The sequence below is a fragment of the Streptomyces desertarenae genome, from assembly GCF_042681365.1.
GTDB classification, from domain to species: domain Bacteria; phylum Actinomycetota; class Actinomycetes; order Streptomycetales; family Streptomycetaceae; genus Streptomyces; species Streptomyces desertarenae.
This window is the reverse complement of the sequence record NZ_JBHUFU010000003.1, coordinates 83,022-106,409: the sequence shown is the minus strand read 5'-3', so window position 1 is coordinate 106,409 and position 23,388 is coordinate 83,022. Positions and strand designations below refer to the sequence as shown.

Here is a 23,388-nt window from a genome sequence, read left to right as displayed (position 1 = left end):
CTGAGAGCGCTCTCAGAAGCCGGCGCTCCCAGCGTCTCCCCGCTGTCCCACCCCACCCCGGCCGCCCCCGGTCGGGCGACAGTGAAGGAGACCCACCGTCATGAGACGCAGATCCGGTGTGCGCGCGGGCCTGTCCGCACTTCTGGTGCTCGGCGCCCTGACCGCCTCGGGAACCGGCCTGACCACCGCGGCCGCGGCCCCCGCCCCCTCCTCCCCCGCCCCGGCCCAGGCCCTGGTGGACGCCATGGAACGCGACCTGGGACTGACCGAGAGCGACGCACGCGAGCGGCTGCGGCAGGAGGCGGAGGCCGCCCGGGTCGCGCCGCGGGCCGAGAAGGCCGCCGGCGCCGCCTTCGGCGGCTCCTGGTTCGACGCCCGCGCCGGGAAGCTGGTCGTCGGCGTGACCAGCCGGGAGAGGGCCGACGAGGTGCGCCGGGCCGGAGCCGCGGCCCGGATCGTCGAGCACAGCGCGGAGGAGCTGGACGCCGCCAAGGCCCGCATCGACGCCCGTGCCGGGAAGGAGGCCGCCCCGGCCGGGGTGAGCAGCTGGCACGTCGACCCCCGGTCCAACAGCGTGGTGGTCGAGCTCGTCGAGGGGGCCGGACGCGACGGCGCCGTGCGCGCCTTCCTCGACGACGCGCGCGAGGCCGGCCCGGTGACGGTCCGCGAGAGCGCCGGCGAGGCACCGCGCACCTTCGCCGCGGGTGTCGTCGGCGGCGACCCGTACTACACCGGCAACGCCCGCTGCTCCATAGGCTTCTCCGTCCACGGCGGCTTCGTCACCGCCGGGCACTGCGGCCGGGCCGGCGACTCGGTGCGCGGCTGGGACGGCTCCCAGATGGGGCAGTTCCGCGGCTCGTCCTTCCCCGGCAACGACTACGCCTTCGTGAGCACCGGACACGGCTGGTGGACGGTTCCGGTGGTGCTGGGCTGGGGGGCGACGCCCGACGTGCTGGTGCGCGGGTCGGCCGAGGCCCCGGTGGGCGCCTCGATCTGCCGCTCGGGCTCCACCACCCGGTGGCACTGCGGCCAGGTGCTGGCCAAGAACGAGACGGTCAACTACAGCCAGGGCGCCGTCCACCAGATGACCAAGACCAGCGTGTGCGCCGAACCCGGCGACTCGGGCGGCTCGTTCGTCAGCGGCGACCAGGCCCAGGGCGTGACGTCGGGCGGCTGGGGGAACTGCTCCGGCGGCGGCGAGACCTGGTTCCAGCCCGTCAACGAGATCCTGTCGGTGTACGGCCTGACGCTGCACACCGCCTGACCTCCCCTCGAACCGCGCACCGGGGGGTGCGCACGGCGGGGCCGCCCGGTCGCACCGGGCGGCCCCGCCGCCATGGGGGCCGCGGCGGCCGCGGCCCCTTCCGGGCCGCACGGGACGCCGGCGCCCCTCTCCTCTCCCCGCCGAACGGAAAGTGTGTTAGGTTGGTTTCCGTTGCAGTTTTGGTACCCATGAACTTTGTGCGCGCCTGGCGGTTGTGACCTTCAGGCGCCTTTGTTTTTCCGGCTCTTCCGGTGGGGTCTCATTCCGGCGACACGGAGGTCCGCACGGTGCGGACCTCCCGCTCTGCCCCCTTGTGAGGAGAAAAAATGGCCACCGGTACCGTGAAGTGGTTCAACGCGGAAAAGGGCTTCGGCTTCATCCAGCAGGACGGCGGCGGCGCCGACGTCTTCGCCCACTACTCGAACATCGCCACCCAGGGCTTCCGCGAGCTCCAGGAGGGCCAGAAGGTCACCTTCGACGTCACGCAGGGCCAGAAGGGCCCGCAGGCGGAGAACATCGTCCCGGCCTGACCGCCCAGACGCTGCCGACAGCACAGCACCACAGAGCCGGGGCCCGCACCAGGGGTGCGGGCCCCGGCTCTGCGCCATACCCGCCCCGACCGCGCCCGGACGGCACTCCGCCGCCGCGCGGGGACGGGCGCCCGTGCCGCGGTGCGGCACACGCGGTCCCGACGGTGACCGCCCGGTCCTCCCGCCGCACGGCGGGCCCCGGATCCCACCCCGGCTCGTTCCCGCGATGCCCCGCCCGGTTCCACCGCGGGGTCTTCCTCGGCACGCGCCGCCCCGAGGAAGGTTCTTCCCCATGACGTCCCCCGTCCGCTCCACCCGGTCCCCCCGCCGCCGTCCCGCCCGCACCGGCGCCCCCGCACGGAAGCCCGCGCAGGCCCCGGCCCGGGGCCGTGCCGCCGGCGCGCCGCGGCGGGAGCAGTCGGCCGTGCCCACCGGCACGCCCGGCCTGCCCCCGGTGGCCTCGTTCGCCGACCTGGACATGCCCGCCCCCCTGCTGGAGACCCTCCACCACCAGGGCGTCACCGTGCCGTTCCCGATCCAGGGGGCCACCCTGCCCGACTCCCTCACCGGCCGCGACGTCCTGGGCCGCGGGCAGACGGGCTCGGGCAAGACGCTCGCCTTCGGGCTGGCCGTCCTCGCCCGCACCAGCGGGCTGCGCGCCGAGCCGGGCCGCCCCCTGGCCCTGGTGCTCGTCCCCACCCGGGAGCTGGCCCAGCAGGTCACCGAGGCCCTGACCCCCTACGCGAGGGCCGTACGGCTGCGGCTGGCCACCGTCGTGGGCGGCCTGTCGATCGGCCGCCAGGCCGCCGCGCTCAGGGACGGCGCCGAGGTGGTCGTCGCCACCCCCGGGCGGCTGCGGGACCTGGTCGAGCGCGGCGACTGCCGGCTGGGCGAGGTGCGGACCACCGTGCTCGACGAGGCCGACCAGATGGCCGACATGGGCTTCCTCCCGCAGGTCACCGCCCTGCTGGACCAGGTGCGCCCCGACGGCCAGCGCATGCTGTTCTCCGCCACCTTGGACCGCGACGTGGACCGGCTGGTGCGGCGGTTCCTGACCGACCCGGTGGTCCACTCGGTGGATCCCCCCGCCGGTGCCGTCACCACGATGGAGCACCACATCCTGCGGGTGAGCGTCGACGACAAGAACGCCGTCACCACCCGCATCGCCGCCCGCGACGGGCGCGTGATCATGTTCGTGCACACCAAGCGGGCCGTCGACCGGCTGGTCAGGCGCCTGCTGGCCAGCGGCGTACGGGCCGGCGCGCTGCACGGGGGCAAGTCGCAGAACCAGCGCAACCGCACCCTGGAGCAGTTCAAGGACGGACAGGCCACGGTCCTGGTGGCCACCAACGTCGCCGCCCGCGGCATCCACGTCGACAGCCTCGACCTGGTCGTCAACGTGGACCCGCCCGCCGACCACAAGGACTACCTGCACCGCGGCGGGCGCACCGCGCGGGCCGGCGAGTCCGGCCGCGTCGTGACCCTGGTCGTGCCCGACCAGCGCCGCGAGGTCGACCGCATGATGGTCGCCGCGGGAATCTCGCCGCAGGTCACCCCGGTCCGCTCCACGGGCGGGGACCTCGTCCGCATCACCGGCGCCAAGGAGCCCTCCGGCGTCCCCGTCACCCTCCCCGCCGCGGAGCCCGAGCGGACCCGGCGCGAGGCGCCGTCCGGCGGCCGCGGACGGGCCCGCCGCCCCGCGCGCAGCCGCCGGGCGGGCGCCCCCGCCGCCGAGCGGAGCGGAGGCGGACGGGCCCGCCGCCTCTCCGGCGGCTCGCGCGGCACCTCCTGACGCCCGACGCCCCGGCCCCCCGGGGCCGCCGGCGCGCACCGTGCATGCCCCGCGGGACCGCCGGGTACTCCGGCGGTCCACACGCGAACGGAGGTGTTCCATGGGCGGGATCGACAACCCCATCGAACTGCAGAAGGCGCTGGGCGGCGTGGACTACCCCGCCGACCGCGACTCCCTGGTGGAGAACGCCAGGAGGAAAGGCGCGAAGGAAGAAGTGGTCAAGGAGCTCTCCTCGCTGAAGAAGGACCGCTTCGACGGCCCGGACGACGTCAGCAAGGCGGTCTTCGGCAACGGCTGACCCCTTCCGGCCGCGACATCCTCGGGGCGGGCCCGCGGCTGCGGGCGCGCCCCGAGGACATGTCGGCGAACGGCCGGGACGCACCGGCGCCCCGGCCGCCCGTCAACCTCCGCCGGTCACCGGCCGCCCTCGTCCTCGCGCTCGCCGGTGAGGTCCTCGCGGTCCACGCCGGCCTCGTTCATGGCGTCCTCCAGCTGCCGCCCGACGTTCCCCCGGTCCTCGTTGGCGGCCTCGGCCCGGCGCGCGGCCTCCTGCCCCTGCTCGTCGAAGACCACCTGGTCGGTCTTCCCGGTCTTGGGCCGGTTCTCCTCGGGCGTGGTCATGTCGGCCTCCTCGGCTCCGCGACCCGGGGCCGGTGCCTCCGGCCCCTCGGTCGCGATCGGTTGTGATCGTTGGTGACAGGAGGACGCCGTACCCGCTTACGGGTGACACATGCGGGCCGGTGCGGAAACCGGCACCCCGGAGGACCTGTCCGCCTCCTCCCGCGGAACGGGGCACGGGAGCCCCCGGTCCGGAGCGGCGGCCGGCCCGGGGCCCGCCCCACCCGTCCGCCCGGTGGGAACGTTCACCGCTACGGCCGAGCCTGCGCCCCGGCTGCGGGGGTAGGCCCCTCCCCGCACCGCGGCGAACAAGCGCCGACCCCCTCCCTCGGCGGCAGGAGAACACGTTGTCCCCCACCCTCCCCACCCCACCCCGACCGTCCCGGCGCGGCTTCCTCGGCATCACCGGCACCACGGCCGCCCTGGCCGCCTGCGCCGCGTCCCTTCCCGTCCTCGGCGCCCGCACGGCGGAGTACACCGGCCACCGGTTCCCGGCGGCCACCCACCCGCACCATCCGACCGCCCTCTACCCCGAAGGCTGCGACGACGCCACCGAACCCCTGAACGCCGGGGTGCGGTGCGGCGCCGACCGGGCGGAGGCCTGATGGCGGTCTTCGTCCCCCGCTCGGAGTGGGGTGCCCGCGCCCCCCGCAACCGGTCCGCCGACATCACGCCCGGCAACGGCGGCACCACCGTCCACCACGTGGGGGGCTCCCGCACCGCCCAGTCCGACCACGGCTCCTGCGCCGGGCAGGTGCGCGGCATCCAGAACCACCACATGGACGGCAACGGCTGGGCCGACATCGCCTACACCTACCTGGTCTGCGTCCACGGGTACGTCTTCGAGGGCCGCGGGCCCGGAGTGCGGACCGCGGCCAACGGCACCGACACCGGCAACCGGGACTGGTACGCGGTCTGCGCGCTCACCGGCGGCTCCCCCTCCGACTACGACCCCGTCACCGACCGGCTCCTGGACGCCCTGCGCTGGTCGATCGGCACCCTGCGCGACGTCGGCGGCGCGGGCCGCGGGATCAACCGGCACGCCGACCACCTGCCCACCTCCTGCCCGGGCGGGCTCTCCCCCTACGTCCTGGACGGCTCGCTGGAGCCCGCCGCGGGGCCACCGGCCTGGCCGGGCGTCTACTTCTCCCACCCCCCGGCCACCGAGCACCCCGGAGTGCGCGTGTGGCAGCTCCGGCTGCGCGACCGCGGCTGGTCCATCGGGGTGGACGGGCGCTACGACGCCCGGTCCAGGAGGGTGTGCGAGACCTTCCAGGCCCGGCACGGACTGGCCGTCGACGGCGTCGTCGGACCGCGCACCTGGGAGGCCGCCTTCGCCTGACGGCCCCGCGCCGTGCCGGGCGGGCCGACTGCGCCGGCCCGCCCGGCACGGGCTCAGTACAGGGAGGCGGGCCACTCCAGCGTCACCGCCAGGACCACACCCGCGTCGGCGGCGATCCCCACCAGCAGCCAGGGGCTGAACCACAGCGTCTTCAGCACCAGTCCGCCCGCCGCCGCCAGCACCGCCGCGGGCGCCCACCAGTCGAGGCCCGCCGCCAGCGCCACACCCGCCACGCCGTACAGCAGGGCCGTGATCGACGCCATGGCCACCGCGCCCGCCCGGGCGGTCTCCTGCGTCAGGTGGGCCGCGGCCAGCGCCCAGGAGTGGCCGGGGGCGAAGGGGGCCGGGTGGTCGGGGTCCTCCGGCGTCGCCCACACCCTCAGGTGCGCCAGGGCGTGGGCGAGCAGCAGGACGACCGCCAGAACCTCGATCATGTCGCGGCCCCCCGCCCGGCGCCTTTCCGCTCCGGTCGGAGCGGCAGGCGGACGCCGGCGCACCCCGGCAGGGCGGCCGTCACCGCTCCCCACCGCTCCCGCGTGCGGCGGGCATCACCAGCACCGGGCAGCGGGCGTGGTGGAGCAGCGAGTGCACCACCGGCCCCAGCCGCATCGCGAGCCTGCCCCGCCCCCGGTGGGCGGAGACGACCAGCACATCCGCCTCCTCGCTCGCCTCCACCAGCAGGTGGGCGGCGGCGCCGCTGACCACCTCGACCCGGACGGGCACCTGCGGGTACCTCTCGCGGAACGGCTCCAGGACCCACTCGGCCATCATCTCCTCGCTCCGCCCGATCCGGGCGATGTCCCGCCGGGGCGGACCGGTGGGCACCAGCGGCTCACCGGGCGGCGCCAGATGGTGGTAGACCCAGGCGTGCAGCGCCGTCAGCGCGGCGTCCCGGACCGCGGCCTCCTCGAACGCCGCCTCCGCCGCGGCCCGGTCGTCCTCGCCCTCCAGCCCCAGCAGGACGGTGCCGCGGGGAACGCGCTCGTGCTCCGGCGGCAGCTCACCGCGCACCACCAGCAGCGGACCCTCCACATGTGCGGCGGCCCGCAGGCTCACCGAGCCCAGCAGCAGCCCCCGGAAGCCGCCCAGCCCCCGGGACCCGACCACGGTCAGCGCCGCGCGGCGGCTCAGCTCCACCAGGACGTCGGCGGCGTCGCCGTCCACCGCCGAGGCCCGGACCTCCAGCCCGGGGGCCAGTCCGCGCGCCCGGCCGGCGGCCGCCTCCGCCAGCCGGCGGGCCTCGTCGCGGGAGCGGGTGTGCGCCACCGGGCCCTCCGCGGCGGTCCCGGCGCCGCCCTCCCAGCCGAGCCCTCCGTCCTCCGGGAGGGCGGACCAGGGCCGGCCGTGCACCACCTCCAGCGGCAGCCCGCGGCGCCGTGCCTGCGCCACCGCCTCCTCCAGGGCGATTCCGGAGCGCCGGGAACCGTCCACTCCGACGGCCACGTGCCCCCGGAGTCCGGCCTCGGTGCCGGAGTCGGCGTCCATCGTCCTCACCTCCCGTCCGGCCGTGTGACGGCGGGACGCGGGTGCGCGTCCCGCCCCCCTACCAGCCTGACCGGAGAACCGGCTTCCCGCCTGGTCTGCCGATCCCCGCCGGTCCGCCGCGCACCGCCGCGCCGGCCACCGCTCCACCGGAGCCGGGGCGTCAGCCGTGCGGGACCACCGCGACCGGCGCCGCGCAGTGGTGCATCACCGCGTGGGTGACCGGCCCGGTGTGGAAGCCCAGCGGCGAACGGCGGCTCCGGCGGCCGACGACCACCAGGCAGGCGTGCTCCGCCGCGTCCAGCAGGTGGTGCGAGACCCGCCCGACCACCGTTCGCGGCCTGACCGCCACCTCCGGGTACCGCTGCCGCCAGGGCCGCAGGGCCCTGTCCAGGGCCAGGGCCTTCTCCTCGGCCAGGTCGTCCAGCAGGTGCGGGCTCATCGCCACCGGGCCGATGCCGTACACCGGCGGCGGGTCCCAGCCGTGGAGGACCTCCAGCCCGGTCCCGCGCCGGGCGGCCGCCCCGAACGCGAACGCCGCGATCTCGTCGTGCGGCCGGCTCAGGTCCACCCCGACCACCACGTCCCCCTCCGGCTCGGCGGGCGCCTCCCCGTCCTCGGCACCCGCCCGCACCAGCACCACCGGGCACTCCACGTGGGCCACCGTCGACAGCGCCACGGAGCCGACCAGGAACCCCGCGAGCGTCCCGCGCCCCCTGGAGCCCAGCACCAGCACCTCGGCCCCGCCCGCGGCGTCCCGCAGCACCTCCGCCGGGCGCCCGGCCAGGCGCTCGACGTCCGCTTCCAGCCCCGGGTGCTCCCGGACGAGGCCGGCCGCCGCCTCGTCCGCGATCCGCTCCCACCCCTCCTGCGCCTCGGGCTCCACCGAGGGGAGCAGACGGGGGTGGGGCTCGCGCACCTGCACGATCCGCAGCGGCAGCCTCCGGCGCACCGCCTCCAGGGCCGCCCAGCGCGCGGCGGCCAGGCTCTCGCGCGAGCCGTCCAGGCCCACGGTGACGTTGCGGGTCATGGTCCTGCCACCTCCGGCACTCGTGCGGGGGCGGCGGTCCGCTCCCGTTCCGGCCGGTGCCGGGTACCCCGGTGGGCCCGGAGTCCCGCTTCTCCTCCCTCCCCGTCTTCGTGCGGCGCTTGGCACACTTTTCCTCTTCCTCCCGCCGTCTCGGCCAGTGCCCCGCGGCCCCTGCCGCCGCCCGTTCCCCGGCGTCCGGGTGAACCCGGCCCCGGGTCGGTGCGGCCGCACGCGCCGGACGGGGAACCACTCCACGCGGCGGTCCGCGACCGGACCGGAAGACCGGGATGCCCGGTGGCGCCGAAGCCCAGGAGGAGAACATGGCAACCACGGAGATGCCCGTCGTGAACGAGTGCGCGGTGGACACCTGCGCCTACAACAGGGAGCACGTCTGCCACGCGCTGGCCATCACCGTCGGCGATCCTCAGCACGCCCACTGCGACACGTTCTTCACCTCGCCGCGCAAGGGCGGCAGCTCGGCCGCGGCCGGGCACGTGGGCGCCTGCAAGATGTCCGACTGCCGCTACAACGCCGACTTCGAGTGCCACGCCACCGGCATCTCGGTGGGTGCCCGGCACGACACGGCCGACTGCCTGACCTACTCCCCGCGCTGAGTTCCGGCGGGGCCCCGGGCCGGCCCCGGGCGGCCTGCGGCCGCCCGGGACGGATCCCTCAGGGGCCCGGACGCGAGACGCCCTCGATGTCGTCCCGCGCGATGCCCAGCAGCTTCACCGCCAGGTCGTTCATGGCGCGGCCCGCGGCGAGCTCGTCGCCGATCTCCGGGATGTCCCGGTCGTGCGGGTTGCGCCGTGCGACGCCCTGCCCGGTGACCGCCGTGTCCCCGATGTCCAGCACGGCGTGCGCCTTGGTCGTCCCCCGGTCCTCGAAGAGGTGGAGGCGGACCTTCCAGTCCCGTGTGTGCGTCATGGTCTGCTCCTTGGGTGGTGCAAAGCCCGCGCGGTCCGGGATGCGGCGGGTGGACCGGCGCGGCTCGGACCGCCGAACGCCGCGGGTGCGCGCCGTCCTGCTCCGGGGCCCGGCTCGGCGGGGGCGCCGGCCGCCGCCTCCTCGGCGCCGGTGCGCGCCCGGTTCCCCGGTTCCACCGTAACCCCGGCCTCCCCCGGGCCGCAGCGGACGCCGCGGGGCGGCCCCGGACGGCTGCCTGGCCGCCGTCCGGGGCCCTTCGGTGCGGTCGCGGCCCGCCGGTTACGGGCCCACGGTGATCTGCGAGGCGGGGTCGGTCACGTCCGTGACGGTGTAGGCGGCGTTGAAGACGGAGCTGGTGGCGCTGGTCGGGCAGCCGAACCCGCCGACGACGTCGACGGGCACCGCCGCGTTGGTGAAGGTGAGCCTGGAGGGCGCCCCGTTGGTCCAGGTGCCCGCCACGGTGGCGGCGCCGTCGGGCGCCGCGGTCACCGTGCAGTTGGCCAGTCCGCTGGTCCTCACCACGAGGCCGCCCCGCGGCATGGCCAGGTTCGCGGTGGAGGGGCTGCCGTGCTGGACGGAGACGCCCCAGGAGCCGGAGGTGGTGACGGTGGCGGAGACGCCCGGCATGCTGGTCCGGCACGAGCTGTAGGTGGGCGCGTTGAGGGGCCCGCCGACCGGGCCGGCGGCGTTGCCGTTGTCCGGGGCGGCCGGGACCCGGTTGGCGTCGTCGGCGCCCGTCGGGGAGGTGGGCTGGGAGCTGGAGACCGTGCAGGTCACGGTCACGGCGCCGGCCTTGAAGGTGGCGTTGCCGGTCAGGTTGGCCGCGAAGTGGTGGCCGGCGGGGGTGACCGTGGTGGAGCCCGCGGCGGCCGGCCGGGCCGTCGCGCTCCCGGTCCCGGCCAGCACCAGGGCGGCCGCGGCGGTCAGTCCGGCGCCGGCCGCGACCGCCGTGCGGAGGGCGCGGCGGGGGGCGGTGGGGGCTGGTGGACGGTGCGTCACACTGTCTCCTTCGAGGGTCGGGGGGCGGGGTGGGGGGACGGCGGCGGTGCGTCCGGCTGCCAGCCGAAGAGCATCGCGCCGCCGATGACACCGGCGAGCGTCCCGATGAGGAAGCCGCCGAGGTTGGAGAGGACCAGGGCCGTCGCGGCGACCATGGCGGTGAGGATTCCGGCGAGCGAGCGGTACTGGGGCGCGAACCAGGCCGACAGGCCCATCACGACCAGGACGGCGCCCAGGAGGACGGACGCGGCTCCCGCCACCCCCTGGTGCAGCATCACCGTCAGCGGGGCCAGCGGGATGACGGCGATCTCCACGCCCGCGGCGGCGGTGACCAGTCCGCCCCAGAAGGGCCTGCTGCGGCGCCAGCGCCGCCACCTCAGAAGCATTCGCGCTTGCCTTTGGTGATCTTCATGTTCAGGCCGGGGAGCTTGAAGGTCCCGGCGTTGGTGGCCCAGGCGACCTGCCGCAGGCTGCCGATCTCGATGCTGTCGGCCTGCTGGGAGAAGGCGTCCTGCATGCCCTGGGCGCCGTCGGGGCCCTTGTCGAGCGTGGAGGCGTCCCGGCCGATCTCGATGTTCCGGAAGGACGCGTCGCCGGAGAGCTGGGTGGCGTCCACGAACAGGTCGGTGGCCTCGACCGGCCGTTCCTTGCCGGCCGTCAGGTTCAGCGAGATGTCGCCGAGGAGGGGCAGGGTGGTGACGACCGACTGGCACAGGCCGTGGAGGTCGGCCTCCCTGATGCCGGTCACGGCCACGGGGAGCAGCTCGTCGCGGGCGTTGACGTCCACGCTCCCGTACTGGGCGAAGCCGGTTCCGGTGAGCCGGTCGGCGGAGACCTTGAACTGCTGCCCGGAGACGGCGAACGACGCGGCGAGCGCGCCCTGGGCCAGGGCGACGGCCAGCGCCCCGGTGGCGGCGAAGCCGGGCACGGCCACGGCGGCGAACCGGCGCCATCTGACGCGGCCGGCGGCGGTTCTGTCCTGGACGTCCTTCATCACACACCCCTCCGGCGGCCCGCGGTGGCTCGCGGGCACGCCTTCTGCATCGGACTGCGACGGATCGGTGGCTCGTCGAACTGTGCTCGGTGGTGCGGCTCCACCCCGCGGCCGCGAGGCGCACACGGGGGTCCGTCCGGTATTAGTGAACATGTCAATACCGGCGAGTAGCATGACTGTAGGTGCGCCAGTGGTCACCGGCAAGAATCCTCGCAGGCCCTTTTCGGCCATTCGGGGCCTTCTCCCGCGCCCTGCGGGGCCGGCCGTCCCCCACGGGAAGCACCGCCGTGCGGCCGGCCGGCACGGCCGTCGCACTCCACCGGCTGCCCGCACGGCGGCACAGGCTCGGCCCCGTACCTGCGGGAGCACTTCCCCCGCGCTTCCGACGCGTCGGGAAGCCGGGTCGCGGCGCCGCCTGCGGCTGCGTCGACCGGAAGCGCCCGGCGGCTTCACGTCACCACCGGAAGGGGGACGGAACCGAACGCCCCGCAGTCCCGTGGGCCGGGAGCCGGGGCCGTCAGGCGCGGGCCGCGGAGCGCTCCGCCTCGATCCGCTCCAGGGTCTTGCCGGTGGTGTCGGGCAGGAACAGGCCGATCACCGCGCAGACGCCGAGCGAGACCGTGAGGAACGCGGCGACGGTGGTGATGCCGGTGGCCGCCAGGGCCGGCACGAAGAACGACCAGATGCCCAGGACCACGCGGGAGGTGCCGAAGGTGATGCCCTGTGCGGTGCCGCGCAGCATGGTCGGGAACAGCTCCTGGCTGTACGTCTTGTAGACGGCCTCGCCCGCCAGCGCCTGTCCGATGCCGAAGAGGACCACGTTGAGGACGATGACCGGGATGGTGAAGTCCGCGAACAGGAACACGCCGTAGGCCGCGACCTGCATCAGCGAACCGGAAATCCACATGGCCCTCCGGTGCCGGTGGCTGCGGTCGGCGAGTCGCATGTAGAACGCCACGGACCCGAGGATGACCAGCGCGAAGCTCGCGCAGGTCAACGCCACGCTCGCGGCCTGGTCACCCGCGCCCAGGGTGTTGATCATGTAGGGGGTGAAGGTGCCGTTGGTGCCGGCGGCCAGGTTCCAGAACAGGTAGATGCCGCCGGTCAGCAGCATGGCCTGCAGGTGCGGGCCGCGGAACAGGTCGCCGACCTTGGCCGCGGTGGCCTCGCCGCTCCGCGCGGCGGCCTTCCAGGTGGCCGACTCCACCATGCCGCGGCGCAGCAGGTAGGTGACGATCGAGACCGCGAAGAGGGACAGGAAGACGATCCGGATGCCGAGCATGCCGAGGTCGGCCAGCGCCCAGGCCAGCAGCAGCACGACCACCGGACCGAGGCTCCAGCTCACCTGGGTGAAGCCGAGGAGCCTTCCGCGCGCCTTGGCCGGGGAGAACTCGCCGACCAGGGCCAGGGAGGTGGGTACGTCCGCGCCGACGGCGAGGCCGACGACGAAGGTGCCGGCGAACAGCATCCCGGGCCCCGTCGCGAAGGCGATCACCAAGATGGCCGCCGCGTAGACCAGCAGGTCGTACTGGTAGATGCGCTTGCGTCCGAGCTTGTCACCGAGCCGTCCGCCGACGAAAGCCCCGATGGCCGCGCCGATGGCGTTGGGGCCTATGGCCGTCAGTGTGCCGATCATGCCGTCCGAGAGCCCCCACTCCGCCTGGAACAGGCTGAGTCCGGAACTGATCGCGACGATCGATCCGGCGTCCAGATAGGAGGCCATGCCGGCCAGGACGGTCCACTTCCACTGCTGCCGGGTGGCCCCGCCGTCCGCCCCGGCAGGAGTCGCGGGGGCCGGTTGCGATGCCTGCGCGGATGCCACGGGGAACCCTTCGGTCGTGTGTGGTACCGGCAGGCGGTTCCGGGCCACCTCCTCGTCGCAGCCGTGCGCGGCTCGCTGCGCGGTGAGGTGTGGACGCCTGACCCGTCCGGTGGATTGAAACGAATCAACCATCACCGTCCCCTCGGCGGCAGTCAAGACCCGTGCAGCCATCTCCTGCCGCCGTCGACGGGTTGACCGGGAGGGTTGCGGCTTGACGGCCTGCGGCACCCCGGCCGATTCGAGTGCGGAGTGAACGCGGCGAAGGCACCATGGAGATGCGAATGGAAACAGTTCACTCCCTGAGGGAACCTCTCCCCTCTTGTGCCCGGAGGGGTTGGTGTCCGAAGGCGAGGGCGTAACGGGACGGACCCCCTGGCCGTTGCGCGGGCGGCCTCGCCCGTCAGCACCCGCCGCAGGAGCCCCTCAGGTCCCGTATCGAGTCGCGCTCGACGTCCCCTCCACAGCTCACCGATCCGACACCGGCACGGCGGACTGTGGATCCCGAGCCCCGCCGGAGTCCTCGGCACCCACCGCCCGTCACGTACGAGTTCCCCGGTCTCCGGAGCCCCTGGCCTTCTCCCCCGGACTCCGCCACGGGGGCGCCGCACAGTCCGGCCGACACCGACCGCGCCCTTCCACAGGGGTGTCGAAAGGACGGAAGCTGCCACAGGACCGATCTGCCCTGCCCCTTCGCCGCCCCGGAAGGACAGCGCCATGGACGCCGAACCGACGAACTCCGAAGCCTGGACCGCCTACGGCGCGCACCACCTGGCACGTGGCACCGACACGCCCGACGTGGACCGCTTCACCTGGGGCTTCTGGCCGACCGGCCCCGGTGCCGAGGTCCTCGGGGACGTCTCCGGCCGCCGCGTGCTGGACCTCGGCTCCGGGACGGGCAGGTACGCCGCCCATTTGGCCCGTGAACACGGTGCCCTGGTCGACGCGGTCGACGCCTCCGCCACCCAGTACGAGCGTGCCCGCGCCCGGTACGGCCGACAACCCGGCCTGAACCTGATCCTGGCCGACGCCGTCGAGCATCTGCGCACCGCGGAGCCGTACGACGTGATCTACTCCATCCACGGCTTCGCCTACATCAACCCCCGGCGGCTCCTGCCTGCCGTCGCCGCCGCACTGCGTCCAGGCGGTCGCCTGGTCTTCTCCGTCCTGCACACCGACTCCGACGGACACGGCCCCTCGGCCACCGTCACCGCCCGGCCGGAGATCCTGCCCCTGGCCGGTGGCGGCCGGCTCACCGTGTGGATGTGGGTCCTCGCCCCCGAATCGTGGGAGAACCTGCTCGCCGAACACGGGCTCGCCGTCGACCGGGTCAACGCACTCGACGCCCCGGAGGGAGGCGACCCCGTCTCCTGCCGTCTCTTCCAGGCCGCCACCGGATGAGGGGGCAGCAGCCGTCACCAGCCGACGAGCCGGCGCCGCCCAGGACCTCGCCCGCGCCCTGCGCCGCCTGATCGCCGGCGACCCGGCCGGGGTGCTCGACGCCCCCTCCACCGTGGCGTTCGACCCGGCCGCGCCCATGCCCACCATCGACCTGTCCCGGCCCGGCGGCTCCCGCAACCGCGCCCTGGCCGAAGGCCTGCCGACCGGCTGCTCCACCCGCATCGTCTACCGCCAGGGGCCCGATCGACCGGCTGTGGCGCCGCTCGGATGGGCGGCGCCCAGCCGCAGGCCGACCAGAATCCCGAGGGGTTCCCACAGGGCACCGGGCCGTCCTCGACCAGGCGCAGGCAACGGGCATCCCACTGGCGGCAGCCGGAGACTTCAGTCGTGCCTTCACCGTGTCACCCCACCAGGAATGACGACCGCACAAACCTGTCTCCCCCCCTTTGCGGGCCGTGTTGCCTTGCCGGGTTACGGGAGACAGGCCGTACCGCGCCGGGATCGCCCTTCACGGGGCTGGCTCAGGGAGGCCCCATGCTGAGGGAGTCGCTCACCGCTCCGGCCGCTGGCGCCGGTGCCGCCACCGTCGCCGCGATGGCCGCCGGTGCCCGGCCGAGCACTCGGACAGCCGTGGTCCGGCTGTTCCGGAGAGCCGGTGAGGGAGCATCCCGGCGCTGCCGAGGAGATCCGCGCGCTGACCTCCGAGGCACTGTCCGCACTGCCGCAGCACGAGCGCCACTGGGGCCGGCGCAGCGTGGCGCGAGACCACGGCCGGGTCTTCGCCGTGCCGGGCGGCAACGTCATCGCCCGTCATGCGTCACCGCCCGTTCCCAGGTCCCCGAGGGCGTCGCCCGCCGGCCGATGACGACCGGCGGGCCCGGTGGGCCGCAGCCGCACGTCGAGCAGCGGGTCACGGCAACCGCGGGATTCGCCTACGGCACGATCGGGGCGGACCTCCACGTGGTCGGAGATGGGACGCTCGTCTACCTGCCGGCCAAGTGGCGTCCTCCCCCGGGGACCGACGCGGAGTGGTTGTCGGGGCTGCCGAGCCGGATGCTCAACGCCCGTTTCCCCATCCTCCCGTTCACCGGCCGGCAGATCGAACTGACCGCACTCCGGCAGTGGCGCGACAGCGGTCCGCGGGCGCGGCTCGCGCACCCGGGGCGGCTGCGGCATGTGGAGGTGCAGGTGGAGGCGCAGGTGGTGCCGCCCGCCACCGGCGACCCGCCGGGGCGTGCGGCGCCTTCGTCCTGTCGGGCCCGCCGGCGGACGGCCGCCCGCCGCCCGCACCGGGGAGCGGGCCACCGTTCGGCGCGCCCGGGCCCTCGCTCCGAACGAATCGTCGGCGCCGGCCGGGGCACCGGCCGGGGCGGCGGGAACCCGACCGCCGGGGCACGCGCCGGGCCGTGTCGGGGGCGCGGAACCGGGTACTGCGGGAAGGGCCACCGTACGGCCACCCCCACGAGGCAGGAGGGCCCATGTCCGACGAGCGGGAGAAGCGCGAGAAGCTGGTCGAGCTGATGCGGGACATGCCCATCGCGATGATGACCACCTACGGGTCGGAGGGGCCGCACAGCTTCCCCATGGCCCGCCAGGAGGTCGAGCCGAGCGCCGAGCTGTGGTTCATCACCGCCCGGGACACCCGCCACGTCCGCGACATCGGGGTGGACCCGCGGGTGTCGCTGACCTTCTCCTCCCGGGACTCCTGGGTGGCGATGACCGGACGCGCGGAGATCGTCGACGACCGGGCCAAACTCGGGGAGCTGTGGAACACCTTCGCCGAGGCGTGGCTGCCCGGCGGCCCCGACAACCCGGACGCGGTGCTCGTCAGGGTCGACGTGGAGAGCGCCGAATACTGGGACACCCCCGGCGGGAAGATCTCCTCGCTGCTCAGCTTCGTGAAGACGAAACTGACCGGCGACACCTTCGACGCGGAGCACGGCACCGTCCGGCCATAGCGCGCGGGGGCGCGTCCACGTGCCGGTTCCCGCCACACTCCACTCCGCTCCGTGCAGCGGCGTGTGCGTGGCGTGAACGCGGGTGCGGGGGGGGGGGAGCACGGGGGCACGCTCGGTGGTTCTCGGCGCTCCGTGGGCCCCCGTCGCGCTGCGCCCGCTGGGGCACGGCGGCCGGGGCCGCCCACGGCACGGTTACGGCCTCCTCGGAGACACTTCCCGCGCGCCTCCACGCGATTCCCGCACGCCCGTCCGCCCGGGACCTACTGCAGCCCGCCGATCAGGTTCCCCTCCCAGTACTCCGGCGGCAGCAGCCGACGGAGCCGCTCGTTGACACGGGTGAGGGCACCGCGGTCCTGCGCGGCAGCGGCTCTCATGCCCTCGGCGATGGCGGAGTCCGCCTGGGCCCGTGACGTCATGGCGTCCCGCAGGTCGACCAGCGAGTGGAACACCAGGTAAGGCCACTGGTCGGTTCGGCGCAGCAGATCGATCTCGAGATCGCGGGCTCGTACGGCGAGTCGCCGCACGGTCGTGGGATCGGTGTCGTCACCTGCCGTGTCCGAGCGGTGGCGAAGGCTCTGGAGTTCTCTCCGCTCGGCCGGGCCGGCCTCGATCCGCTCCACCAGCTCCTCACAGCGGCCGAGCGCCGCTGACAGCTCCCGCCGCAGGCCGGGGATCTCCATCGCCTCCTCGATGTCGTCGAGCACCGCCTGGAGATCGCGGATCCGGCGGTCGCTTGCCGTAGCCGCGGCCACGTCGACGGCTGCGGCGTCGATCTCCTTGCGCAGGTGCAGCAGAGCCTTCTGCCCGGTGAGTTCGCGCAGCATCGACCGGGCTCGTTCGCAGTCCGCGCTCTCCACCCGCCGCCGGACCGTGAGGAGGCGGCTCTCCAGGTCGTGGAAACGGTCCACGAGTAGGCCGTGGTCGGGAGGAAGCAGCTCGGAGCGGTTGACGACGGCTTCGAACTTCGCCTCGACCAGCGGAACGTCGACGGTGACGACGACCTCCCGGTTCGTGGCGCGGATGTCGAACGTCACCTCGACCTCGCTCTGGGACGGCAGGTCGATACGCACGTCCTGCGGGCGGATCTCCAGCATGCCGACACGGGTGTTGCGGTCGGCCTGCCTGCGCTCCCCCTCCAGCAGTGGAATGCGGATGACGGCGTTCTGCTCGGTGCGGCGCAACGGGATGGTCGTCCGGTAGGTCTTCGTCACCCTGGCGGGCAGGGGGGTGCCCTTGCGGATCATCGGTGCGAACGTGCCGTCGGCCATGCCGAAGCCGAGTGTGCCGGTCAGCACGGCGTCGGGCGGCAGGAAAGGGGTGGGGGTGATGGTCAGCGTTCGGGGACTCAGCCGCTGGGGGGTGCCGGAGGCGTCCGTCAACTCCAGGGTGAAGTGGGACTTGGCGCTCGCGTCGATGTCGACCTCGGCGCAGAAGGTGCCGTCCGGTGTGAGGGGAACGCGCGGGCCGTGGAAGGGCGGATGCCCTGCGGGATTGCTCAGCGCGACGGCGTACCGGGTCCAGTCCACGGTACTGCTGCTGACCAGCTTCCCGGAGACCGGGACACCGGAGGTCTGGACGGCACGGGGCTCGTAGTGCAGTTCCACCGTGAACTCGCCCGGCCCGGGCTTCGGCGGTCTCCTCGGCAGCCGCATCGTCGCGGCGAAGAGAGCGGCACCGCGGGCCACCACCGTTGTGGGGTCCTGGCTGTGGTCGACGGGGATGCCGAGGCCTGCCGCCGGGTCGGCCAGCAGCTCCCGCAGCCCGGGGGCGAGGGTGGGGCCGCCGACCAGCAGCAGCCGGTCGATGTGGTCGGGGCGCAGCGAGCTCTCGGCCAGCGCACGCCGGCAGAGCCCGATCGCACGGGTGTAGAAGGGCAGCGCAAGATCCTCCACGGCACCCCGGCGGAGCGTGTAGTCGAACGGCAGGATGCCGCCCCTGCCGTCCTCGAGGTCCACACCGATGTGGAAGGTGTCGCATCGGGACAGCTGGATCTTGGCCTCCTCCGCCTCCAGCTTGAGATTGGCGAAGTTCGCGCTCCACCGGGGGTTCCCCCGGACGAAGTCGCTCAGCCGGTGCTCCTGCCGGACCGCGGGTGCCAGCAACCCCTCGACGATGGCCCAGTCGATCAGCTTGCCGCCGAGATAGGGGTCTCCCGCGTGCTGGATCAGTTCGAGCTCCCCGTCCCTCTTGCTCACCACAGCCGCATCGAAGGTTCCGCCGCCCAGGTCGAAGACCATCCAGTGCTCGGAGTCTGCGGCGTCCTGCGCGCCGTACGCGATCGCGGCGGCTGTCGGTTCCTGCACCAGGGGGCACTGCTCGCCGAGGCCGGCGAGCGCGGCCGCGCTGCTGGTCGCCCTGGTCTGGTTCACGGTGAAGGAGGCGGGAACGGTGATGACGGCGGCCTCGGGTGGACGGCCGTACTCGTGGGCCGCGTCCTGGCACAGCGACTTGAGGACCTCGGCGGACAGCTGCTCGGGAGTGAGGGAGACCCCTGAGCGAGGAAAGTGCCGCGGAGTGCCGGACACCCCCATGCCCAGCTTGAACTCGGTGGCGATGTCCTCGTGGTCCTTCAGCGTCCGCGCACGCGCGCGGCGGCCGACGTGGACCACACCCTCCTTTGGAACCCACACGGCGGACGGGGTGCAGTCCCAGCCGTCGCTGTTCTTGATCACCCTCACACCGTCGTCCTCCGCCACCGCGATGACGCTTCTCGTGGTGCCGAGGTCGATTCCGAAGTCGATGGTTTCGCGCAACGCGGTCATCTCCTGTATCACTCGTCCCGCCGCCTCCGGCGGGATCACTCGGGTGTCGACCCGCTGTCCCCGGCCCGGGGAACCCTCCCGCCGCCGGGCAGCGGCTCAGATGAGGACGCCCCGACGCCAGTTCATGAGCCGGTTCAGGTGTCTGTCCCTCAGCCGGGGATCACGGCTGACGACTTCCTCGAGGCGGTCCGCCGCCTCCGCCAGCCTGCCGGGCTCCCTGGAGAGGGCGATGGCCTCCCGCACCCGCCTGTCGGCCTCCTCCCCGGACATGGGGGACCCGTCCCCGGGGCCTTCGGAGCGCGCTCCGGCCGAGGGCTCCAGCAGCTCCGCCCGTTTGGCCACCACGCGGGCCGTGGCGGGCCGCCCACCGGGATCGACGCGGAGCATGTCCGCAACCAGCCGGTCCAGATCCGGCCGCACGTCGTCGTTGAAGGCGCTGGGCGGGACGAGCGGCTCCTCGAAGCGCTGCCGGGAGAAGAGGTCGACCAGGTCGTCGCCGCCGTACGGGAAGTGGCCGGTGAGCAGGTGGTACGCGATGGTGCCCAGGGCCCAGACGTCCGAGGCGCAGGAGTGCCCGCTGCCGCCGCACAGCACCTCGGGCGGCATGAAGGCCGGGGTTCCCCTGGCGCTGGCCGTCAGTGTTCCGGGGTCGGTCTCCTTGGCCAGACCGAAGTCGCTGACCTTGACCCTCAGCCCGTCGTCGTCGTAGGTGACGAGCACATTGGCCAGCGACAGGTCGCGGTGCACGATGGGGTGCGGTCGCTCATGGGCGACCGCGAGCCCCTCGGCGGTCTGCCGTACCACCGTGACGACCTCGTTGACCGGCACGGCCCCGGAATGAGCGGCGGCGAGCCGCTCCAGGCTGCCGCCCGCCACGTATTCCATGGTGATGTAGCCGCGCATGCCCTCGGACGTCTGCACGGTGTTGGCGTCGAACACCCGGATGATGTTCGGATGCCCGAGGGTCGAGAGGATCCGGGCCTCGTCGAGCATCCTTGACGTGGTTTCGCGAGACGCGACGTGCTTGAAGAGTTTCAGCGCCTGCCACCCGAAGATCGGGTGGTTGACGCGGTACACCTCGGCGAAGGCGCCTTCCCCCAGTTTGCGGTCGACGACGAGCCCGCCGTTGACCCGCCGGCCCCGGCACAGCAGGGCCTGTGCTCCTCCGGTCATCCCCACTCCGCTCCGGAGCCCCGGGACCGGGGCCCGGGGTGGACGTACAGCCGGTACCCGACCTTCGGGACGGTCTCCAGGATCCGCGGATCGGCGGGATCGGGCTCGATACGGAGCCGTACCGCGCGTACCACACCCGCGAGGTCCGTCCTGTTGTACGACCTCCCCGGCGGCCATTCCTCCGGGGGCCTCCAGAGCGCGGCGATGAGCTCGGCGTGGTCACAGGCGACCGCCTCGGCATGCCTGCCGCCGCTGAGGGACACCATGTGGCGCAGGAGTTGGTGGCCCTTCGGCCGCAGCCCCTCGACGAGGGTCTCCCTGCCGCCCTCGACGCGGTACACACGGCATCCGACGCTGTCGTAGCGAATCCCCGGACGGGAACCCGCAGGCCCGGGCGGCGCCGGCTGGGTCGCATGCGCGTCGAGGTACGTCAGGCTCCAGTACAGCCGCGCCTCGTCGCCCACCATGTCGCCGAGGACGAGGAGGGTGTCGCGGTGCCTCAGCAGTTCCCTGCCGCGCACCGGTCGCACCTCGGTGTCCGGGGCACCACGCTGCAGCAGCGTGCCGTTCCTGGCGTGGTCGGTGACCCACCACTGTCCGTGCTCCCGGTCCAGAATGCAGTGCAACCGGCTGATCCAGCCCTGCGGGTCGGGATCCAGAACGATGTCCGGCTCGTACCCGGGCGCCGCGCGCCCGACCGTGTACAGCGCCTTCTCCAGGTCGTACATCCTCGCCTTTCCGGTCGGAGAGGTCACCCTCAGCCTCACCGGCGGTCGGTTGCTCACGTGCGGCCGTCCTCTCCCGGTGTCCCCGCCGCCGGTGTTCCGAGTCTGCGGGCCGGGCCGGACGATGCCGATGGAGGACTGTTGAGATCCGGTTGGAAACCGGAGCCGCCGGCCACGGGCTCCGGAGCGGGGATTCGATCGGGCACGTTCCTCCTCCTGCGCCCCGTGCCGAGAAAGGGGCACCGATACGGGTCCGCACGAGACGGTTCAGGCGGTGAGGCCACCGACCGCCACACCGATCAGCGCGCCGCAGACCGCGAACGGACCGAACTCCATGGACGTACGCAGACTCACCCGGCCCGCCCTCATCATGCCCAGCGCGTAAACGGCCGAGAGGGCGAAACCCGCGAAGGAACCGATGAGGAAGGTCCTCTCGCCGTACCAGCCCAGCGCGGTTCCGACGGTGGGCGCGAGCTTGACACAGCCCAGGCCCATGCCCGACGGGCTGACGAGGTGGAGCGTGTAGTACACGCCGCCGAGGGCCGTCCCGCCGAGCAGTGCCGAGGGCCACGATCCCGCCGTACCGGGAAACAGCGCCGCCACCCCGAGGAGAGCGGCGCACGCTCCGGCCAGGGGCAGGGTCAGCACGCTCGGCAGTCGCCCCACGGTGAAGTCGGTGAGGCACAGGACGACCGCGAACGGGGTGAGCGACAGCCAGACGCCCAGCTCCGGACGTGGCCCGGTGGTGTACGCGAGCAGAGCGCAGACGAGTGCCGTGTCGACGGCGAGGGCGGCGGTGCGGGGACCGTACCAGCCGCCGCGGCGCCCGGTGCCCGCACCGCCGGCCGGGCCGGGTGCGGAGGCGCAGTCCCCGCAGTACGCCGGCCCCGTCCAACCCGGCAGCAGGTGCCCGCCGGGGCAGGTGGCGCGCCAGTCCTGCCCGGGCCGTACCGACAACCGGTAGGCCATGCGCGGTACGAGCAGCACCCCGGCCGCGGCGCCGAACAGGCCGGCGAGGACGATCAGTCCCGTGTGCATGGCTCACAGCGTAGGGTGCGCGGCGGCACCTTCGTGGCGTACCGCCGGATTTTCACCGATCCCATGGCGCGCGGTGCGGTACTGCGGCCATCCTGGGCGGGATGGACGAATGCCTGGCGCGGCTGCGCGAGCTCGCGGGGCCCGAGCTGTACCGCGGCAACGCCTTCCGCACCGCCGGACTGCCCACCGGCGCCACACGCGGTGAGGTCCGGAGCAGGTACCGCGAGGCCAAGGTGCAGGGTGCCGTCGGTCCGGGGTGGGAGCGAGTGCTCGCGGCCTTCGAGGTCCTCCGGGACCCGCGGCACCGCATCGTCCACGAGATGTTCTGGTACTGGGGCTCCCCGTCCGGATCCTGCGGCTGCTCCCCGTCGTCCCCGCTGCACCAGGACCACGACGAGGCGGTACGGCTGCACTCCCGGTTGCTCGACGCCGAACTCGACGCGAGCGGGCGGGGAGAGGCGGCGGAGGGGCGGCCCGGAGGGGAGCGGGAGTGGGAGGAGGCGGCGGGCCTGTGGTCGGCGCTCGTGGAGCGCGAGGACTTCTGGTGCCACCTGCGCCGGCGGGCCGACGCTCTCGACGATCCCCGCCTTGAGCCCTCCTCCGTCGACGCGGTCCGGGAAGAGCTTCCGCGCGCACTGGTGATGCCGGTCGCCCGGCTCGCGGCGGGAGCGGAGGACGCGGACCACCTGGTGCGCTGCTGTCTCGCCTGGTCCGGCCTGGGCGAACACCTCCTGGACGACGTGTTCGACGAGGTGCTGGCGCTGTCGTACGACAGCGCCTCCGACGCACTCAGAGCGGCGGGGCAGCAGATCCGGAGCGGCTCTCCGGCCGCCGCCGCCGACCTCCTCACGGCGACCGCGGTGCCCGTCCTGCGCAGGCTGAAGCCCTTCGCGTCCCACGCGTCCCAGCGCCGCGCAGCCGAGGTGCTCGACCTGGGAGCCGACCGGCTCGGCGCCTGCGCCGTCCTCCTGGCGGGCGGACCGCCCCCCTCGGCAGGGGCGGCCCGGGTGCACCCCGAGGCGTGCACGACCCTCCTCGGCCTCGCGGAGGAGTTCGCAGTGAGCCCCGAGACGCGCTCGTCGGTCAGCGCGAGCCGCATCCTGCTGTACGGCGCGTCGGGAGCCGGAGACGCCGCTCGGCGGCCGGAGGGTCTCGGCGGTTCCGCGGCGCCTCCGCCGGAGGTGTTCTCGCCTCCACCGGAGGCGTTCTCGCACGGCTCGGGGTTTCTCAGGACCATGGTCGCGGGCTTTGCGGGGTTCATCGTCGCCCAAGGGGCGGCGGACGACCTCTCCGCCGCGATCGCGATCGGGGCGGCTTCTGCGGCCGTCTCCGCCTTCGGGCTGCGGCTGAGGTCCCGGGGCCGGACGTGAGGCGGAGCCGGTGCTGTCCGCTCCGACCTCGCCCGGCGCCGCCCCGGTCTGCCCGGGAGCGATCCGGCCGGGGAGGGCAGAGCGGCACGACGAGTGCGCCGGTCGTCCGGCGGGAGGCGGCCGGCCCCACGGATCGGCCGCCCGGGCACCGTCCGGCCGCGGAC

Annotated in this window: 23 protein-coding genes; 10 read left to right on the top strand and 13 right to left on the bottom strand. The window is 74.2% G+C overall.

Features of this window, described 5'->3' with window-relative positions; all coding sequences use genetic code 11:
• Positions 1–100 precede the first annotated feature (100 nt).
• The 4 genes from ACFSJS_RS06640 (at position 101) to ACFSJS_RS06625 (ending at position 3,884) form a co-directional block, all read left to right on the top strand.
• A complete protein-coding gene (locus ACFSJS_RS06640; RefSeq protein WP_380897787.1) occupies positions 101–1,264 on the top strand; it encodes a S1 family peptidase in 1,164 nt (387 codons plus the stop codon).
• 326 nt (positions 1,265–1,590) lie between these two features.
• Complete coding sequence (locus ACFSJS_RS06635; protein ID WP_242334262.1) at positions 1,591–1,794, top strand: cold-shock protein; 204 nt, start codon at positions 1,591–1,593, stop codon at positions 1,792–1,794.
• A gap of 292 nt (positions 1,795–2,086) precedes the next feature.
• Positions 2,087–3,586 (top strand): DEAD/DEAH box helicase, encoded by a 1,500-nt coding sequence (locus ACFSJS_RS06630; RefSeq protein ID WP_380897785.1) that lies wholly within the window; start codon positions 2,087–2,089, stop codon positions 3,584–3,586.
• A 100-nt stretch (positions 3,587–3,686) separates the two neighbouring features.
• Positions 3,687–3,884 (top strand): DUF2795 domain-containing protein, encoded by a 198-nt coding sequence (locus ACFSJS_RS06625; RefSeq protein WP_380897783.1) that lies wholly within the window; start codon positions 3,687–3,689, stop codon positions 3,882–3,884.
• 116 nt (positions 3,885–4,000) lie between these two features.
• On the opposite strand, the gene ACFSJS_RS06620 is transcribed toward ACFSJS_RS06625, so the two are convergent.
• Positions 4,001–4,207: a hypothetical protein gene (locus tag ACFSJS_RS06620; protein WP_380897781.1), complete on the bottom strand. Its 207-nt coding sequence runs from the start codon at positions 4,205–4,207 to the stop codon at positions 4,001–4,003.
• 344 nt (positions 4,208–4,551) lie between these two features.
• Here ACFSJS_RS06620 and ACFSJS_RS06615 point away from each other — a divergent pair, with 344 nt between their 5' ends.
• Both ACFSJS_RS06615 and ACFSJS_RS06610 read left to right on the top strand, forming a co-directional pair.
• Positions 4,552–4,809: a hypothetical protein gene (locus tag ACFSJS_RS06615; protein WP_380897779.1), complete on the top strand. Its 258-nt coding sequence runs from the start codon at positions 4,552–4,554 to the stop codon at positions 4,807–4,809.
• Positions 4,809–5,546 (top strand): peptidoglycan-binding protein, encoded by a 738-nt coding sequence (locus ACFSJS_RS06610; protein WP_380897778.1) that lies wholly within the window; start codon positions 4,809–4,811, stop codon positions 5,544–5,546. Before ACFSJS_RS06615 ends, ACFSJS_RS06610 begins: the two co-directional genes overlap by 1 nt.
• Positions 5,547–5,599: 53 nt before the next feature.
• Here the strand turns inward: ACFSJS_RS06610 and ACFSJS_RS06605 are convergent, their stop codons facing one another.
• From ACFSJS_RS06605 to ACFSJS_RS06595, 3 genes are all read right to left on the bottom strand, one after another.
• Positions 5,600–5,980 carry a hypothetical protein gene (locus ACFSJS_RS06605; protein ID WP_380897776.1) on the bottom strand — a complete coding sequence of 127 codons (381 nt, stop codon included), beginning with the start codon at positions 5,978–5,980 and terminating at the stop codon, positions 5,600–5,602.
• A gap of 79 nt (positions 5,981–6,059) precedes the next feature.
• Positions 6,060–7,031, bottom strand: a complete 972-nt coding sequence (locus ACFSJS_RS06600; protein WP_380897774.1) for a universal stress protein — start codon at positions 7,029–7,031, stop codon at positions 6,060–6,062.
• A gap of 160 nt (positions 7,032–7,191) precedes the next feature.
• Positions 7,192–8,058 carry a universal stress protein gene (locus ACFSJS_RS06595; protein WP_380897772.1) on the bottom strand — a complete coding sequence of 289 codons (867 nt, stop codon included), beginning with the start codon at positions 8,056–8,058 and terminating at the stop codon, positions 7,192–7,194.
• 320 nt (positions 8,059–8,378) lie between these two features.
• Between ACFSJS_RS06595 and ACFSJS_RS06590 the strand changes: the two genes are divergently transcribed.
• Positions 8,379–8,672, top strand: a complete 294-nt coding sequence (locus ACFSJS_RS06590) for a DUF1540 domain-containing protein (RefSeq protein WP_380897770.1) — start codon at positions 8,379–8,381, stop codon at positions 8,670–8,672.
• A gap of 58 nt (positions 8,673–8,730) precedes the next feature.
• On the opposite strand, the gene ACFSJS_RS06585 is transcribed toward ACFSJS_RS06590, so the two are convergent.
• From ACFSJS_RS06585 to ACFSJS_RS06565, 5 genes are all read right to left on the bottom strand, one after another.
• Positions 8,731–8,985 carry a DUF1876 domain-containing protein gene (locus tag ACFSJS_RS06585; RefSeq protein ID WP_380897768.1) on the bottom strand — a complete coding sequence of 85 codons (255 nt, stop codon included), beginning with the start codon at positions 8,983–8,985 and terminating at the stop codon, positions 8,731–8,733.
• A gap of 279 nt (positions 8,986–9,264) precedes the next feature.
• Positions 9,265–9,984 carry a hypothetical protein gene (locus ACFSJS_RS06580; protein WP_380897766.1) on the bottom strand — a complete coding sequence of 240 codons (720 nt, stop codon included), beginning with the start codon at positions 9,982–9,984 and terminating at the stop codon, positions 9,265–9,267.
• The gene (locus ACFSJS_RS06575; RefSeq protein WP_380897764.1) at positions 9,981–10,370 is read right to left on the bottom strand and encodes a DUF6114 domain-containing protein; all 390 of its coding nucleotides are present in this window, start codon (positions 10,368–10,370) and stop codon (positions 9,981–9,983) included. Before ACFSJS_RS06575 ends, ACFSJS_RS06580 begins: the two co-directional genes overlap by 4 nt.
• A complete protein-coding gene (locus tag ACFSJS_RS06570) occupies positions 10,361–10,978 on the bottom strand; it encodes a DUF6230 family protein (protein WP_380897762.1) in 618 nt (205 codons plus the stop codon). The genes ACFSJS_RS06575 and ACFSJS_RS06570 overlap by 10 nt, the downstream gene beginning before the upstream one ends.
• A gap of 517 nt (positions 10,979–11,495) precedes the next feature.
• Positions 11,496–12,800: an MFS transporter gene (locus ACFSJS_RS06565; RefSeq protein WP_380897760.1), complete on the bottom strand. Its 1,305-nt coding sequence runs from the start codon at positions 12,798–12,800 to the stop codon at positions 11,496–11,498.
• Positions 12,801–13,514: 714 nt separating this feature from the next.
• On the opposite strand from ACFSJS_RS06565, the gene ACFSJS_RS06560 reads away from it, so the two are divergent.
• Entirely contained in the window at positions 13,515–14,198 is a 684-nt protein-coding gene (locus tag ACFSJS_RS06560) for a class I SAM-dependent methyltransferase (RefSeq protein WP_380897758.1), read from the top strand.
• Between the two features lie 1,478 nt (positions 14,199–15,676).
• Positions 15,677–16,156, top strand: a complete 480-nt coding sequence (locus tag ACFSJS_RS06555) for a pyridoxamine 5'-phosphate oxidase family protein (RefSeq protein WP_380897756.1) — start codon at positions 15,677–15,679, stop codon at positions 16,154–16,156.
• Positions 16,157–16,416: 260 nt separating this feature from the next.
• Here the strand turns inward: ACFSJS_RS06555 and ACFSJS_RS06550 are convergent, their stop codons facing one another.
• The 4 genes from ACFSJS_RS06550 to ACFSJS_RS06535 all read right to left on the bottom strand — a co-directional run bounded on the left by ACFSJS_RS06550 (position 16,417) and on the right by ACFSJS_RS06535 (position 21,854).
• Positions 16,417–18,909, bottom strand: coding sequence for an Hsp70 family protein (locus ACFSJS_RS06550; protein WP_380897754.1), 2,493 nt, complete (start codon positions 18,907–18,909; stop codon positions 16,417–16,419).
• 105 nt (positions 18,910–19,014) lie between these two features.
• On the bottom strand, positions 19,015–20,091 hold the full coding sequence (locus tag ACFSJS_RS06545; RefSeq protein ID WP_380897752.1) for a serine/threonine-protein kinase: 1,077 nt from the start codon (positions 20,089–20,091) through the stop codon (positions 19,015–19,017).
• Positions 20,088–20,876, bottom strand: coding sequence for an FHA domain-containing protein (locus ACFSJS_RS06540; protein ID WP_380897749.1), 789 nt, complete (start codon positions 20,874–20,876; stop codon positions 20,088–20,090). The genes ACFSJS_RS06545 and ACFSJS_RS06540 overlap by 4 nt, the downstream gene beginning before the upstream one ends.
• A 207-nt stretch (positions 20,877–21,083) precedes the next feature.
• On the bottom strand, positions 21,084–21,854 hold the full coding sequence (locus ACFSJS_RS06535; protein WP_380897747.1) for a prepilin peptidase: 771 nt from the start codon (positions 21,852–21,854) through the stop codon (positions 21,084–21,086).
• A 101-nt stretch (positions 21,855–21,955) separates the two neighbouring features.
• Between ACFSJS_RS06535 and ACFSJS_RS06530 the strand changes: the two genes are divergently transcribed.
• Positions 21,956–23,224 (top strand): hypothetical protein, encoded by a 1,269-nt coding sequence (locus ACFSJS_RS06530; RefSeq protein WP_380897745.1) that lies wholly within the window; start codon positions 21,956–21,958, stop codon positions 23,222–23,224.
• Positions 23,225–23,388: the final 164 nt, after the last annotated feature.